Annotated in this window: 12 protein-coding genes and 1 pseudogene; 3 read left to right on the forward strand and 10 right to left on the reverse strand. The window is 71.5% G+C overall.

Annotation, left to right across the window (positions count from 1 at the left end):
• Positions 1-38: 38 nt before the first annotated feature.
• From ACW69E_RS21640 to ACW69E_RS21665, 6 genes and pseudogenes are all read right to left on the reverse strand, one after another.
• Positions 39-581 (reverse strand): DUF6262 family protein, encoded by a 543-nt coding sequence (locus tag ACW69E_RS21640; protein WP_457499933.1) that lies wholly within the window; start codon positions 579-581, stop codon positions 39-41.
• Positions 578-3,049 carry a tyrosine-type recombinase/integrase gene (locus ACW69E_RS21645; RefSeq protein ID WP_457499934.1) on the reverse strand — a complete coding sequence of 824 codons (2,472 nt, stop codon included), beginning with the start codon at positions 3,047-3,049 and terminating at the stop codon, positions 578-580. Before ACW69E_RS21645 ends, ACW69E_RS21640 begins: the two co-directional genes overlap by 4 nt.
• A complete protein-coding gene (locus ACW69E_RS21650) occupies positions 3,046-4,221 on the reverse strand; it encodes a tyrosine-type recombinase/integrase (RefSeq protein WP_457499935.1) in 1,176 nt (391 codons plus the stop codon). The genes ACW69E_RS21645 and ACW69E_RS21650 overlap by 4 nt, the downstream gene beginning before the upstream one ends.
• Positions 4,222-4,347: 126 nt before the next feature.
• Positions 4,348-4,683: pseudogene (locus ACW69E_RS21655) on the reverse strand (NUDIX domain-containing protein); the annotation flags it as partial.
• Between the two features lie 152 nt (positions 4,684-4,835).
• Complete coding sequence (locus ACW69E_RS21660) at positions 4,836-5,981, reverse strand: acyl-CoA dehydrogenase family protein (RefSeq protein ID WP_457499936.1); 1,146 nt, start codon at positions 5,979-5,981, stop codon at positions 4,836-4,838.
• The gene (locus ACW69E_RS21665; protein WP_457499981.1) at positions 5,978-7,159 is read right to left on the reverse strand and encodes an acyl-CoA dehydrogenase family protein; all 1,182 of its coding nucleotides are present in this window, start codon (positions 7,157-7,159) and stop codon (positions 5,978-5,980) included. Before ACW69E_RS21665 ends, ACW69E_RS21660 begins: the two co-directional genes overlap by 4 nt.
• 242 nt (positions 7,160-7,401) lie before the next feature.
• Here ACW69E_RS21665 and bdeA point away from each other — a divergent pair, with 242 nt between their 5' ends.
• Positions 7,402-8,361 carry a bis(hydroxyethyl) terephthalate hydrolase gene (gene bdeA / locus ACW69E_RS21670; RefSeq protein WP_457499937.1) on the forward strand — a complete coding sequence of 320 codons (960 nt, stop codon included), beginning with the start codon at positions 7,402-7,404 and terminating at the stop codon, positions 8,359-8,361.
• Positions 8,362-8,544: 183 nt separating this feature from the next.
• A complete protein-coding gene (locus ACW69E_RS21675) occupies positions 8,545-9,573 on the forward strand; it encodes an aspartate-semialdehyde dehydrogenase (RefSeq protein WP_457499938.1) in 1,029 nt (342 codons plus the stop codon).
• 90 nt (positions 9,574-9,663) lie between these two features.
• Here ACW69E_RS21675 and ACW69E_RS21680 read toward each other — a convergent pair whose 3' ends face one another.
• The 3 genes from ACW69E_RS21680 to ACW69E_RS21690 form a co-directional block, all read right to left on the reverse strand.
• Complete coding sequence (locus ACW69E_RS21680; RefSeq protein ID WP_457499982.1) at positions 9,664-10,737, reverse strand: S1 family peptidase; 1,074 nt, start codon at positions 10,735-10,737, stop codon at positions 9,664-9,666.
• Positions 10,738-11,020: 283 nt separating this feature from the next.
• Positions 11,021-11,917, reverse strand: coding sequence for a S1 family peptidase (locus ACW69E_RS21685; protein ID WP_457499939.1), 897 nt, complete (start codon positions 11,915-11,917; stop codon positions 11,021-11,023).
• Positions 11,918-12,123: 206 nt separating this feature from the next.
• Positions 12,124-13,356, reverse strand: coding sequence for a DUF5685 family protein (locus ACW69E_RS21690; RefSeq protein ID WP_457499940.1), 1,233 nt, complete (start codon positions 13,354-13,356; stop codon positions 12,124-12,126).
• Positions 13,357-13,664: 308 nt separating this feature from the next.
• Between ACW69E_RS21690 and ACW69E_RS21695 the strand changes: the two genes are divergently transcribed.
• Positions 13,665-14,105: a cell division protein SepF gene (locus ACW69E_RS21695; protein WP_457499941.1), complete on the forward strand. Its 441-nt coding sequence runs from the start codon at positions 13,665-13,667 to the stop codon at positions 14,103-14,105.
• Positions 14,106-14,142: 37 nt separating this feature from the next.
• Here ACW69E_RS21695 and ACW69E_RS21700 read toward each other — a convergent pair whose 3' ends face one another.
• A complete protein-coding gene (locus ACW69E_RS21700; RefSeq protein ID WP_457499942.1) occupies positions 14,143-15,330 on the reverse strand; it encodes an acyl-CoA dehydrogenase family protein in 1,188 nt (395 codons plus the stop codon).
• Positions 15,331-15,356 lie beyond the last annotated feature (26 nt).

The raw sequence follows: 15,356 nt of genomic DNA on the forward strand, positions 1-15,356 counted from the left end.
GCCCTGCCCCCGCTCCCGAGCCCCCTTATCAAGATCATTCAAGAGCAGCCCTGGTTGACGGCCTTGGTCAGCTCGCGGTTCGCGGCCCGTGCGGCGGACAGTTCCTCGTCCTTCTCCTCGAGTTGCAGGCGTAGGTCGAGGTTCTGCTGTTCCAGTTCGGTGATGCGGGCCTGCAGCCTGTCGACATCCGCGGGCGGTCCGATGCCGGTGCTTTGCCAGATCCGCTGGCCCAGGGCTTCGGACAGGCGTTGTTCGAGTTGCCGGACCTGTTCGGTCAGGCGGGTGCCTCGCGCATTGGCTGCCAAGAGATCTGCTTGTAGTGACGCCCGGCTGACCGTCGGGCCCCTGCCTGCGTCTGGAGGTGGTTCGGTGGCCAGCGCGTGAACATGGGCGAGCAGGTCAGGGTGCCGGTAGAGGAACGTCCGGTCGACTCCAGCGCTTCGCGCGACGGCGGAGACAGACACGGTGCCACCGTTGCGGGCGAGTTGGTCGAGGACGTTGAGGACGCGTTGGCGACGCCGCTCGGAGTCGTTCCGACGACCTTGGGCGAGGCGCTCGCTCGTGCTCGGTTGGGGTGTCACGCCGGACGCTCCGGACGGACATCGGGCAGGGGCTGTCGGATCTTGGGCATTCCGAGGAAGCCCTGCCGGGTCTTGCGGACCGTGGCGACGGCTTCTTCGATCTCGCCTCGCTCCTGTTCGGTCAGCGAGCCCAGGTCCTCGGTGACTCGGCGGATGAGGCGTCGAACCCGATCGATCTCCTCGTCCGAGGGCATTGCTTCGCGCTTGGCCCACTCGTCGGCGCTGGTCATGGCGCTCAGGCGTTCACGGGTCCGCAGTAAGTCATCCAGGTAGCTGCGGAGTTCGGGCAGGTAGGAGACGTCCGTGCTGAAATGATCACAGCCCAGGCAGCGGAATCGGAGAGGGCACTGTCCGCCGCCGGCGGAGACGTTGGTCGGTTCGGAGCAGCGTCCGAAGGCCACTGCCACCTCGCCGACGGAGCGGCGGTTGCGTTCGGCATCGAGGAGGGCTCTGGCCTGTTGCCAAGTGCGGTTGCCATGGCGATCGAACTGAAGCCGGGTGACCTTGTCGACTGCCTGGCGCAGTCGTTTCTCCTTGACGCGGTAGTAGCCCCGGGTGGCTTCCAGTGTGTCGTGATCAAGAAGCTTGGACAGGACGTCGACCGGAACTCCGGCGTCGGCGTGCCTTTGTGCGTAGGTGTGCCGGAAGGCGTAGGGGAAAATCTTCGCCTTGTCGAACACGGTGCCGTCGTCCAGCGTGATGTCGGGGAGCGCGTTGGCCCAGATCCGGGTGTTCCCGCTCAGTGCGCTCTCGGTGATCGCTTTGCTGCCGCGAGGATTTCGGACGGGCGACGGCAGCAGCTTCAGCTCTCGCGCAGGGGTGTTGGGGAACCGGGCACGAACGGCCCGTTGCTGCGTGCGGATGAGCTCGGCAGTGGACTCGTGCAGAGGCAGCTCACGTCGAGGGCGGTTCTTCTTGCTGTTGTTGTAGAGCAGTACGGGCTTGCCTTCACCGTCATGGTCAAGGCAGTCGAAGGGAAGCTCGCAGACCTCGTCCGGTCGCCGACCGGTGTCGATGAGCAGCTCGATGCCGACCCTCGCCTCCGGCTCGGAGCGCTCCTCGATGCGGTGAAGTTCGCCGCAGAGCTGCCGCATGACCTCCGCGGGCAGGTCCTGCCCGGCTTCGTCAGGCTCGGGTTTGGTCGGCAGATCGCCCCGGAGCATCGAGAAGTGGTCGGGCAGCCCGTGCATCGGTTCGCCCGCCCGGGTCAGCCCCAGACTGCGCATCCGCTTGATGATGTGGCCCGTCGTATAGATGACGCCACGACGCTGGTAGGCGCTGAGCCGACCGGTGGCGTGCAGGTGGGACATCCGGTTCAGGAAGTTCTCGATGTCCTGGCGGCCGAGCTCCCGGGGATCGTCACCGTGATCGGAGCGGGCCTGCAGACTTTGGGACAGCATGCCGAGATCGTTTACCTTCTTGCGCAAGCTGGCTCCGGCCTTTTCTCCCCGGATCTGCGGCGCGGTGTGCCGGGCCCAGCGTTTGGCAGTTTCCTTCAGCCATGGCTGTGAAATGCCGCTGAAGTCGATGGTGCCGCTGTGTCCGAAGACGGTCAGGTCCCAGTGGTCCTTTGGATACTCGGTCTCGGGTGTCAGCCGCGCCCGTTTGACCGAGGTGGTGATCGTCGTCAGCGGGCCGCGGGTGAGTCGGTCCATTCCGCTGGCCACGACTTGCAGGGGGTCGATGTCCTCCAGGGAAGAGACCTGCTGGCGGCGCAGCCAGGCGGTGAGATTGCGCAGCCGGTGATGCGTGGTCAGGGCGCCGTCGGCGCATCGCTGCTGGATGCCGTAAATCAGCTGGGCAACCACCAGATCAGGCAGTCCGCGGAAGCTGACTTCGGCGCCCTCGGGGATGGGCGTCTGGGTGGCCTTCCACAGTTCGATGTCCAGATCCGGATTCGCACGCCGGTCGTCAACCAAGCGGCAGTTGTGCGCGTGGCACACCATCGACTTCAAGACGCCCGCCTGGCGGGTGCAGGCGGCAACCGAGCACGGCCCGAGACCGGGTAGCGGGACCAGGTCTGTGCGGGCGAGGAACTCCGCGGGGGAGCACTTGAGCACCATGCTCTGCTGGTAGTAGTGCGACGAGCACAGCGAGCGTGGCGCGTCGATCCACGGCCGCTCGCACCGGGGCACCACGCAGTTCTGCACGAAGCGACGACGCCGGGAGTCCGGCCGAGGCAGTATGGCGAAGTCAACGTCGCTGATGCCCGACTCGCTCTGTCGGCGGCAGCAGGACGAGCAGAACCTGCCACGCGACAAGACCACCACGTCGCAGTCCACGACCTTGCACGATGACCAGCCCAGCAGCGGATGCTCGGCCGGGGGCCTGAGGATATTCAGGTTCCGGTCGAAGCCGATCTCCGCCGGGAAATCTGGTCTGATCAGGCTCCAAAACCACTGCGCAAGCTCCTCAGTCGGCCCGGGGGCCAGCGCGGGAGCAACAAGGGACACCAGGCCGCTGGTCACCGCGGGCCACCCCAGCCACCGACCGGCGAGGGGACTCGCTCGACGGCCTCGCGGATCCGGTGCTGAGCCGGATGCAGGTACGGCTCACTGCTGGCGAGCTGGGAGTGGCCCAACAGCTTCGCGATCTCATCCACGGTGCCGCCGCTGTCGCCCACATTGCTCGCAAATCCGTGCCGGAGCATGTGGGCGGTCACTGCGCGGTCGACCCCGCCACGTTGGCCCAACCGCTCGATTAGCTCAGTCACAGCGTCCGGGGACATCGGGGCACCGAGGTGGCCACGCAGGAGGTTGACCAGGACGAAATCACTGTGCTCTCCGTGCGGAAACGACAGTCGCTCCAGCACGTACTGGTCGTATGCCTGCACGACCAGCCAGTCCGCGGGAACCCACCGTTCGCGTACCGACTTCGCCCAGGCCCCGTTGGTGTTCGCCCTGCGCACGACGTGGACGTGGGAGCCGCTCACCTTGCATCCGAGCGGCGAGGAATCCGGCATGAAATGCATGTCCTCGCGGCGCAGCCCGGCCGCCTCACCACGGCGCAGGCCAGCACGAGCGAGCAGCAGCACGATGAACCGGTCGCGCGCGAGACGGCAAGCGCTCAGCAGAGCAAGGACCTCTTCATCGGCCGCACGGTCCCGGCGTGCTCGGGGCACGCTCACGCGGTGCTGGGCTCGCAGGCGATAGGCCATCCGCTCGCCCTTGGCTTCCAACGGAAGGTCACGGTCGTCTCCCAGCTCATAGAGCTGAGCAAGTACAGCGGAAGGCGCGCTGCCAGTGTTCACAGCGTGACGAAGGAAGGTCCGCACACCGACCAGGACGTTCTCGATCCTCGCTTCGCCACGCTGACGCTTCATGCCCGGGCCGGTCATCACCATCGCGGAGCCGACGGCCGGCGCCGCAACACCCGTCAGCTCCGCAGAGGCGTAGCGCAGCCATGTCATGAACAGGGAAAGGTCCGCCGCCGCAGTCGTCCATGCCCGTCCTGTACGCGCACACCATCGGAGGTACAGGGCCACCGCACCGGCGTACGCCTTCGTGGTCAGCTCAGCCTGTGCTCGTCCGAACCGAACGTGCCGCAGGAACGCATCCGCCTCCGGAACAACCGCCATCTGATCGTCCAGCACCGTCCAGTACCGCTCGCCGGACGGCAACTTCACCGGGAACGCCTTCACTCGTGGTCCTCCGCTCGCTCGTGGGCAACATGCCGCAACGACCGCATCACCCCCTGAGATACGGCTTCCGGCGGCAAGTCACCCGCAAGAGGTGCCACAAGGCGCTACACGTAAAGAACCCTGGAGAAACCAGCCCAGCTCCGAGCACTTGTCGGGCTCGGCGTTGACCGGCTCGCGCCCCTGATCCGCCCAGGCCTCGAAGAACCAGCCCATCCGGGGGTCCCCGGTCGGGGAGCGGTGCTGCATCACGAGGGCGACCTTCAGCTCCTCGGGCGCGAGGCGCAGCCCGATCTCCTCGTACGCCTCCCGGAGCACCGCCTCCCGGACGTCCTCACCGTCCTCGGCGTGACCGGACGGCGCGTTCAGCAGGCCGTCCGCGTAACCGGTGCCCGCCCGGCGCGCGAGCAGCACCTCCTCGCCACGCCGCAGCACGAGGTGGACGTCGACGATCTCCCTGTGCCGTCTTCTGTTCCGCAGACTCCTCATGGTGCGCGATCATCGCACCATCCCGCGACATCGGCGCCCCCCGTTCGAACGCGGGCCGGGCCGGGTGCGAGGACGGGGAGGCCGGGAGCCCCCCTCCCGCTCCCGGCCTCCCCGCGCGGCCGCCGGGCTCAGCCCATCGGCGCCGGCAGGTCCGCCGGCACGGCGAGCGCGGCGCGGTGGCGGTCGGGGGTGCCCAGCGCGATCTGGTCGGCCTTGGCGCGCTTGAGGTACAGATGCGCCGGGTGCTCCCAGGTCATACCGATACCGCCGTGGAGCTGGACGCACTCCTCGGCCGCCCGTACCGCCAGCTCCCCGCAGTGGGAGGCGGCCACCGCGACGGCCACGGGGGCGTCCGGGTCGCCGGTGGCCAGGGTGTCGGCGGCGTACCTGGCGGCGGCCCGTGCGCCGACCACCTCCAGCCAGAGATCGGCCAGCCGGTGCTTGAGCGCCTGGAACGAGCCGAGCTGCCGCCCGAACTGCCGCCGGTCCTTCAGATACGCGACGGTGGCGGCCAGGCACCACTCGGCGATGCCGAGCTGCTCGGAGGCGAGCAGTCCGGCGCCGGTCAGCAGCGCCCGCTCCAGTGCGGCGGGGGCCTGGCCGGCGCCGGCCAGCCGCCGGGCGGCGGTGCCGGTGAACGTCACGTCGGCCACCGGGCGGGTGAGGTCGAGGGAGGTGCGCGGTACGACGGCCAGGGCGGCGGCGGTGGCCTCCACCGCGTACAGCCCCGGCCCGTCCCGGCCCTCGGCCGGAACGATCAGGACGTCGGCGGCCGCGGCGTCGGCGACCGAGGTGACCGTTCCGGTCAGGGTGCCCGCGCTGTCGGCCCGTACGGCTGAGGGGAAGTCCCCGGTCCCGGGCACCGCGGAGAGCGGTACCGCCAGTGCGGCGGCGCGCTCGCCCGCGGCGAGGGAGGCGAGCAGCTTCGCCGCCTCCGCCGCGCCGTCGCCGCCGTCCGCGTCATCCAGTGCGAGCAGTGCGGTGGTGGCCAGGACGGCGCTGCCCAGGTACGGCGTCGGCGCCGCCGCCCGGCCCAGCTCCTCCAGCACCACGGCCACCTCGCGCACCGAGGCCCCCGCGCCGCCCGCCTCCTCCGGCACCGCCAGGGAGGCAGCGCCCAGGTCGCGGGCGAGGGTCTGCCACAGCGCGCGGTCGTAGGGCTCGCCCGTCTCACAGCGGGCCAGGGTGTTCTCGGGCGGGCAGCGGTCGGCCAGCAGCGCGCGGACGCTGGCGCGCAGCTCCTCCTCGATCTCCGAGTAGAGAAGGTCCGTCATCGGGCCAGTTCCTTCCAGGGGAGGTCCTTGTCGGTGCGGGGCTCGGCGGGCAGCCCCAGCACCCGCTCGGCGATGATGTTGCGCAGGACCTCCGAGGTGCCGCCCTCGATGGAGTTGCCCTTGGCGCGCAGGTAGCGGTAGCCGGCCTCGCGGCCGGTGAAGTCCACGGTCTCGGGGCGGCGCAGGGTCCAGTCGTCGTAGGACAGGCCCTCCTCGCCCAGCAGCTCGACCTCCAGGCCGCTGAGCTCCTGCGCCAGCCGGGCGAAGGCGAGTTTCATCCCGGCTCCCTCGGGCCCGGGGTGGCCCGCGGTGAGCTGCTGGCGCAGCCGTTCACCGGTGAGCCGGGCGACCTCGGCGCCGACCCAGCCCGACAGCAGCCGCTGGTGGAGGCCGTGGGTGCGCAGTTCGGGGCGCTCGCGCCAGGTGGCGGCGACCTTGCCGATCATGCCGCTCTCACGCGGCATGCGCTGGCCGCCGATGGCGACGCGCTCGTTGTTGAGGGTGGTCTGGGCGACCTTCCACCCCTCCCCCACCCCGCCGAGCCGGTGGGCGTCGGGGACACGGACGCCGGTGAGGAAGACCTCGTTGAACTCCGCCTCGCCGGTGATCTGGCGCAGCGGCCGCACCTCGACCCCGGGGTCGGTCATGTCGCAGACGAAGTAGGTGATGCCGCGGTGCTTGGGGACGTCCGGGTCGGTGCGGGCGATCAGGATGGCCCAGCGGGCGTTGTGCGCGCTGGAGGTCCACACCTTCTGGCCGTCCACCACCCAGGAGTCGCCCTCGCGTACCGCCCGGGTGGCCAGTGCCGCCAGGTCGGAGCCGGCTCCGGGCTCGCTGAACAGCTGGCACCACACCTCCTCGCCGGTCCACAGCGGGCGCAGGAAGCGCTCCTTCTGCTCCTCGGTGCCGTAGCGCAGGATCGTCGGCGCGGCCATGCCCAGGCCGATGCCGTTGCGGCCGGGGTCGTTGCCGGGGGCGCCGGCGGCGGCCAGCTCGGCGTCGACCACGGCCTGGAGGACGCGGGGCGCGCCGAGTCCGCCGTGGCCGTGGGGGAAGTGCACCCAGGCCAGGCCCGCGTCGTAGCGGGCGCGGAGGAAGTCGAGTGGTTCGGTGACGGCCGGATCGTGCTCCGCGAGCAGCGCCTGGGTACGTCGGCGCAGTTCGTCCGGGTCGGTCACGGGGGCGTTCGCAGGGGGCACGGGATCTCCTTCACGGGCCACGACTAAGCGCTTGCTTATCCTCGCGGCATACCGACCGGTACGTCAATGGCTCCGGCGCCGCGCCCGTGATGCCGGCCGCGTCCGCACCCGGTCTCGGCCGGAACCGGCGGTTTCACCGATGCGGAGCCGCGCGCTCCGGCACCACGATGCATCCGTCCGACCCCAGAAGGTCACCCCTCACACACCTGGAAAGGGTCAGCATGGAGCCGCAGCAGCACGACACGACCCCGGGCACTGCCACCAGAGGCCGCCGCACCCCCCACCGCCTGACGAAGCTGGGCGTGGCCCTGGCCATGGTCCTGGGCGGCGTGGGCGTCGCCCTGCCCACCGCCCAGGCCGCTCAGGACGCCGGCGCCGCGACGGCCGCCGTCCAGACCGCCGAGAACCCCTACGAGCGCGGCCCGGCCCCGACCGAGCGGAGCATCGAGGCCGTCCGCGGCCCCTACTCCGTCTCCGAGGAGCGGGTGTCCTCCCTGGTCTCCGGCTTCGGTGGCGGGACGATCTACTACCCGACCACCACCAGCGACGGCACCTTCGGCGCGGTCGCGATCTCGCCCGGCTACACCGCCGACCAGTCCAGCATGGCCTGGTACGGACCCCGCCTGGCCTCACAGGGCTTCGTGGTCTTCACCATCGACACCATCACCCGCTACGACCAGCCCGGCAGCCGCGGCGACCAGCTGCTGGCCGCGCTGGACTACCTGACCCAGCGCAGCTCGGTCCGCGGCCGCGTCGACAGCAGCCGCCTGGCGGTCATGGGCCACTCCATGGGCGGCGGAGGCAGCCTGGAGGCCGCCAAGGAGCGGCCCTCCCTGAAGGCCGCGATCCCGCTCACCCCGTGGAACCTCGACAAGACCTGGCGCGAGATCACCGTCCCGACCTTCATCGTCGGCGCCGACGGCGACAGCATCGCCCCGGTCCGCTCGCACGCCGAGCCCTTCTACGAGAGCCTGCCGTCCACCACCAACCGGGCGTACATGGAGCTCAACAACGCCACGCACTTCGCGCCGAACGTCTCGAACACCGAGATCGCGAAGTACAGCATCTCCTGGCTGAAGCGCTTCGTGGACAACGACACCCGCTACGAGCAGTTCCTGTGCCCGCTGCCCCGGCCCAGCCTCGCCATCGAGGAGTACCGCGGCAGCTGCCCGCTGCGCTGACCCGCGCCCCGGGCATCCGACGGTCTCGCACAGTGAAGGTGGCGGTCGCCGTGAGGCGGCCGCCACCGCCTTGTGCGCCCGCAGCCACGAGCGTGAGGTGAACCACAGGAATTGGCACCCTCCCGCCCGGCAGGGCAGGGTAGAGGGTTGACGCAGCGGGACACGCACGACAGAAGGAGCCCCATGAGAATCGGCATCGTCGGAGCCACCGGCCAGGTCGGTGCAGTGATGCGCGAGATCCTGGCCGAGCGCGACCTCCCGGTGGAGCGGCTGCGGCTGTTCGCCTCGGCTCGCTCGGCCGGACGGACGCTGCCCTGGAAGGGCGGCGAGATCACCGTCGAGGACGCCGCCACGGCCGACTACACGGGGCTGGACGTCGTGCTGTTCTCCGCGGGCGGCTCGACCTCGAAGGCCCTGGCCCCGAAGGTGGCCGCTGCCGGGCCCGTGGTCATCGACAACTCCTCCGCCTGGCGTCTGGACCCCGAGGTGCCGCTGGTGGTCTCCGAGGTGAACCCGCAGGCCGCCGCCGAGCGCCCCAAGGGCATCATCGCCAACCCCAACTGCACCACCATGGCCGCCATGCCGGTGCTGCGGCCGCTGCACGCCGAGGCCGGGCTGACCGCCCTGGTCGTGGCCACCTACCAGGCGGTGTCCGGCAGCGGTCTGGCCGGTGTCGCCGAGCTGGACGAGCAGACCCGCAAGGCGGTCGAGGGCGACGCCACCCGGCTGACCTTCGACGGCTCCGCGGTCGAGTTCCCCGAGCCCGACAAGTACGTGCGGCCCATCGCCTTCAACGTGCTGCCGATGGCGGGCTCCATCGTGGACGACGGGCTGGGCGAGACCGACGAGGAGCAGAAGCTCCGCAACGAGAGCCGCAAGATCCTGGGCATCCCGGAGCTGAGGGTCTCGGGCACCTGTGTGCGCGTGCCGGTCTTCACCGGCCACTCGCTCCAGATCAACGCCCGCTTCGAGCGGCCGATCAGCCCCGAGCGCGCCCGGGAGCTGCTGGAGGGCGCCCCCGGCGTGGTCCTCTCCGACGTGCCCACCCCGCAGCAGGCGGCCGGCCAGGACCCGACCTACGTGGGCCGTATCCGCGCCGACGAGACCGCCGAGCACGGCCTGGCCCTGTTCTGCAGCGGCGACAACCTCCGCAAGGGCGCGGCGCTCAACGCCGTCCAGATCGCGGAGCTGGTCGCGGCCGAGTCCCGCTAGTGCCGCCGACAGCCACCGCCCGGTGACGGCCCGGCCCCCGCCTCCTGAAGGAGGCGGGGGCCGGGCCGTCACCATGGGTGCGGGGAACCGTCAGCCGATCCGGACGCCGTGGTCGCGCAGCGCCTCGGTCAGCGGCTGGTAGAAGGTCTCGCCTCCCCGCGAGCAGTCCCCGCGCCCGCCGGAGGTGAGGCCGTGGCCGGTGGTGCCGGAGAACAGCGGGCCGCCGCTGTCGCCGGGCTCGGCGCAGACGTCGGTCTGGATCAGCCCGTCGACCCTGCCCTGCGGATAGGTCACGGAGACGTTCACCGCCGTGACCTGGCCGTCGTGGACCTTCGTGGTGCTGCCGCTGCGCCGCACCTGCTGGCCGACGATGGGGTCGGCGGCCCGGGTGATGGCCTGGCTGGACCCGTTGTACAGGTTCACCCGGCTCTGATGGTCCGTACGGGTGGTGTACCGCACCAGGGCGTGGTCGTCGCGGGGGAACTCGCTCGCCACCGTGATCCCGATGCTCCGCCCGGAGCGGGTGGCGGACCAGCGGTCGAAGAGCCGGGCGCAGTGGCCCGCGGTGAGGAAGTACGGCATGCCGTTCCTGACCACGTTGAAGCCGAGCGAGCAGCGCGCGCCGTCTCCGCGCCAGATCGCGTCGCCGCCCAGGGCCATGGGGGCGAACCTCCCCTCGGCCCGCCTGAGGACCGCCGTGCCGCCCTGCGCCGCCACCCGCTTCTCCAGGTCGGCCAGCTCCTCCTCCCCGACCGTGCTGTCTGCGGTGACGACGACCCTGTTGAGGCGGTGGTCGACGGCGCGCGCGGTGCCGGGGACGCTCTTGGCCGTGAGGTCCTTCTGCACGGTGTCGAGCCGGGCGAGGGAGTGCTCGACGACCCGGGGCTCGGCCCCTGCCTGCCGGACCTTCTCGGCGCCCGCCCCGCTGAGGACGTTGACCACCAGCTTGCGCCCCTCGGCGTCGTAGTAGGCGCCCGCCATGTCGTCCTTGAGGTCGCCGGCGAGGGAGGAGGCCAGCTGGCCCGCGGCGGTGGGGGTGAGCGGTCTGGGCGCGACGGGGGCCGGGGTGTCCGCGCTCGCCGGGGCGAGGGGGGCGGAGAGCATCGCCGCCACGCCCACGCCCGCGATGGCGACGCGCCGCGTGAGTGTCCGTCGGTGTTTCAGCACAGTGCCTCCCGTGGGGGGTGGGACCGCCTGTGGGGGTGCGGCCCCGGAGGAATGTCCGGCTCGGTCATCCTTTCCTCCACCGACGGGATTACACACCGAGAGTGCGCACACGGAGTCGGAGAGTGACGACCGACTCCGTCATTATCCCCGCGCCGGCGCCGTCCGGCACGCCGGGCCCGCCCGCCTCGTCCGGCGGGCACGGCATGCGCGGCGGGCGCGGCGGGCACACGGCGGAGCCCCCGCCCGGCGCGGCCGGACGGGGGCTCGGAAGGCGGTGGCGTCAGTAGACGCTCACGCCGTACGCGTTCAGCGCCTCCACGACCGGCTGGAAGAAGGTCGTGCCGCCGGTGCGGCAGTTGCCGCTGCCGCCGGAGGTGAGACCGAAGGCGGTGGTGCCGTAGTACAGCGGGCCGCCGCTGTCGCCGGGCTCGGCGCAGACGTTGGTCTGGATCATGCCGTAGACGACGTCGCCGCCTCCGTAGTTGACCGTGGCGTTCAGACCGGTGACGCGGCCGCTGTGGGTGCCGGTGGTGCTGCCGCGGCGGTAGACGGTCTGGCCCACGGACGGGTTGGCGGCGCGGGCGATGTCCTGGTTGCCGACCGTGCCGGGGCGGCTGATCGAGCTGGTGTAGCGGACGATGCCGTAGTCGTTGACCGGGAAGCTGGAGCCGGCCGTCGAGCCGATGGTGGAGGAGCCGTTGCTCCAGCTGGAGGTGCCGTTGGTGCAGTGCCCGGCGGTCAGGAAGTAGTCCACCCCGCTGCTGCTGCGGACGTTGAAGCCCAGCGAGCAGCGCCCACCGCCGCTGTAGATGGCGTCGCCGCCGGAGATCAGCTTGTTGAACTTGCCCGGGGTGCGCTCGATGCGGATGGCGTCCGCGCCCGCGCCGGCGGTCCTCTTGATCTTGGCTATCTCGGCCTGGCTGACGGTGCTGTCCACCGTGACGACCAGGGTGTTGGTCGCCTTGTCGGTGTACCAGGCGGTACCGCCGACGTCCGCGGTCTTCATCGCCTTGTCCGCCATGGCGACCTGGGCCGCGGGCGAGGGGGTGGGGGCCGCGCTCGCCGAGGTCGGCAGGGCCATGGCCGCGGCGGCGACGACGGCGGAGGCCGCGGCGATCAGGCGGATGCGGCCTCGTCTGGCGGAAGCGCCGCGGGGGGAGGTGCGCTCGGTCTTCACTGGCTGTTCCTCCTGTGAAGGAAATGGGGGGAACCCGCGATGGGGCGCGGGCACGCGGAGCCGCCGGGGACCCGCTGTCCGACGCGTCCCTGACAAGCACCGGGAGGGAGTATTCACACGTTCGATCCGTGCGCGCAAGGGTGCCGTTGCGCCAAGTTGCATCGCTCAGCGCACCGTTCACCCCGTATAACGGACATGAGCCGCCGTCAGTCACAGCCCCCGCAACCGCAGTTGCAGTCGCAGTCTCCGCCTCCACCACCCGACCCGCCGGAACCCCCCGACCCGCCCGAGCCGTTGCAGCATCTGCAGCAGTTGCCGCAGCACTCACAGCAGTCCGCGCAACCGGAGCAGTCGCAGGAACGGCACAACCCCTCGCGCCTGCGCCCCGTCCAGGGGCCCTCGTACTCCTTGCGGCAGCAAATCTGCCCGGTACAGAACAAGCCCGTCCACACCATGCAGCCGGCCACCGCGCCCCGGCGGCGCGACGGTCCGGGAAACGGTGCTCCGGGACGCCCCGGACGACCGGGATGTCCGGGATACCCCGGCCGCGGCGGGTGGACGCGCGCCGCGGCGAAGGCCCGGTCCACCGCGTGCCCCGCCTCGCGGCCCAGCAGCGCCCGCACCAGTTCGGCTCCCTCCTCGTCCGCGAACTCCACGTCCCGCAGGGCCAGTCGTATCCCGTGCACGGCGTCGTCGCACAGTCTGCGGACCTCCGGCAGAGGGGTGCCGGTGACGGTGACCGGGTTCCACGCGCCCGCCTCCTCGTCGGCGGCCAGGTCCTCGACGGCGTCCAGCAGATGCGCCAGCCGTCCGAAGAGCCGACCGGCCTCGGCCAGCGGCTCCGCGTTGCCGGGCCGGCCGGCGAGCCGGGCGGTGTGGGCGAAGGCCGCGGCGGTGGCGGTCTCGGTCGGCTCGGTGACCGCCACCAGCGAACTGCCCGGGCCCGCCGCGGCCTCCACCAGCGGCTGCCGCAGGGCGGCCCCGGTCAGCACCGCGGTGTCGAAGCCCAGCTCGACACCGGTACGCGCACCCGCCCGGTCCCAGCCGGCCGCGATCCGGCGGGCCGCCGCGGCGACCGGGCGGCGCGCCATCGCCCCGTCCCCGTCGGCGACATGGTCGCGCACCTTGACGGAGGCCAGCACCAGGGACACCGCCGCGGCCAGCCGGGCGCCCTCGCCGCGGGCCACGGAGGCGGTGCGCATACCGCGCAGCGGGCACGGGCCGGCGGTGCGCCGCAGGGCGCCCGGGCCGCCCGCCGGGCGCGGCGTCTGCGCCTCGGTCAGCGCGGAGACGACGATCCCGTCGTAGTTGGTGACGACGCGCGCGAACTGGCCGTGGTCGCCGCGCAGCGCGAGGCAGAGCCCGCACAGATGCGCGGTCCAGGCGGTCAGCAGCCGCTCGCCCAGCCGGTGACGGCACGGCCTGATGATGCCGAACAAGTTTCCCCCCGTTACCCCTGATGTATGAGTGCGCGTCACGATACCGGGCACTTCACCCGTATGCCCTTGGTGACCACTCGTCCGGCGGGGCCGCCCGGTTCGGCGCCACGTCACCGCCCTTACAGGCTCCCGGCCCTCGCCGCGGGGGCGCGCCACACGCGTGCTGTGCACCAGAACCGTCACGAATCCCGTGCGGAACGGGTAACTGTTTGGCGCGTTGTCAGCATCATGGACGACGATAGGGGTGCGGGCCCCGCGGCGGAGGCGCTGCCAGACACGGTGGACCGTGCATGTGAGAGGAGGCGTCCATGGGATCGGTGCGCAAGGCGAGTGCCTGGCTGGGCCTCGTCGACGACAGCGAGATGCGTTACTACGACGACGAGTACGCCGGGGGTTCCGAGCCCGAGGACGCCCGCGACGCCTGGGTCACCGACCCTCGGGTGCGCGTGACCGCCGAGACCGCCCAGGACCAGGGCACCCGGATCGCGACGGTCACCCCCGACGGCTTCCGGGACGCCCGGGGCATCGGCGAGCTCTTCCGGGAGGGCGTCCCGGTGATCGTGAACCTCACGGCCATGGAGCCCGCCGACGCCAAGCGGGTCGTCGACTTCGCCGCCGGCCTGACCTTCGGCCTGCGCGGTTCGATCGAGCGCGTGGCCACGCGCGTCTTCCTGCTGACCCCTCCCGACTACCAGGTGATCAGCGGTCAGGAGCGCCGCAGCCCCGACGGCTTCTTCAACCAGAGCTGACCGGCGCCCCGTCCGGCGCCGGTGCCGGACGAGGCGTTCACCGGAACGCGTCGACGCCGGTCAGCGCCTTGCCCAGCACCAGCTGGTGCATCTCCACGGTGCCCTCGTAGGTCAGCACCGACTCCAGGTTCGTGGCGTGCCGCATCACCGGGTACTCCAGGGAGATCCCGTTGGCGCCCAGGATCGTGCGGGAGGTGCGGCAGATCTCGATCGCCTCGCGCACGTTGTTGAGCTTGCCGAAGCTGACCTGCTCGGGACGGAGCCTGCCGGCGTCCATCCGCCGTCCCAGGTGGTGGGCGAGCAGGATGCCCTTGTGCAGTTCCAGCGCCATGTCGGCGAGCTTGGCCTGGGTGAGCTGGAAACCGCCGATCGGCCGGCCGAACTGCTCGCGGGTGCGCGAGTACTCGAGGGCCGCCTCGAAGCTGGAGCGGGCCGCTCCCATAGCGCCCCAAACGATGCCGTAGCGGGCGTGGTTCAGGCAGCTCAGCGGGCCGCGCAGCCCGGTGACCTCCGGCAGCACCGCATCGGTGGGCAGCCGTACGCCGTCCATGACCAGTTCGCTGGTGACCGAGGCGCGCAGGGACCACTTGTGCCTGATCTCGGGCGCGGAGAAGCCGGGAGTGTCGGTGGGTACGACGAAGCCGCGCACGCCCTCGTCGGTGCGGGCCCACACGACGGCGACCGAGGCCACCGAGCCGTTGGTGATCCACATCTTGCGGCCGCTGAGCACCCAGTCGTCCCCGTCCCGCTTGGCGTGGGTGCGCATCCCGGCCGGATCGGATCCGTGGTCGGGCTCGGTGAGCCCGAAGCAGCCGATGGCCTCACCGGACGCCATGCGCGGCAGCCACCGCTGCTTCTGCTCCTCGGAGCCGTAGCGGTGGATGGCGTACATCGCCAGCGAGCCCTGCACCGAGACCAGCGAGCGGATGCCGGAGTCGGCGGCCTCCAGCTCCAGGCAGGCCAGCCCGTACTGGACGGCGGACGCGCCCGCGCAGCCGTAGCCCTGAAGCGACATGCCCAGGGCGCCGATCGAGCCGAGTTCGCGGGCCAGCTCCCGGATGCCGGGCAGCTCGCCGCGCTCGTACCACTGGGCGATGTGCGGCATCACCCGGTCGGCGGCCCAGGAGCGGACGGTGTCGCGGACCGCCTTCTCCTCGGGGGCGAGCAGATCGTCCAGGCCGAGGGGGTCGGCGGGGTCGAAGGGGGGCGGGGCGGAGCTGGACACGGTGGCCTCCGGCTGGGGATCTTCGA

The organism is Streptomyces sp. SS8, assembly GCF_054072955.1.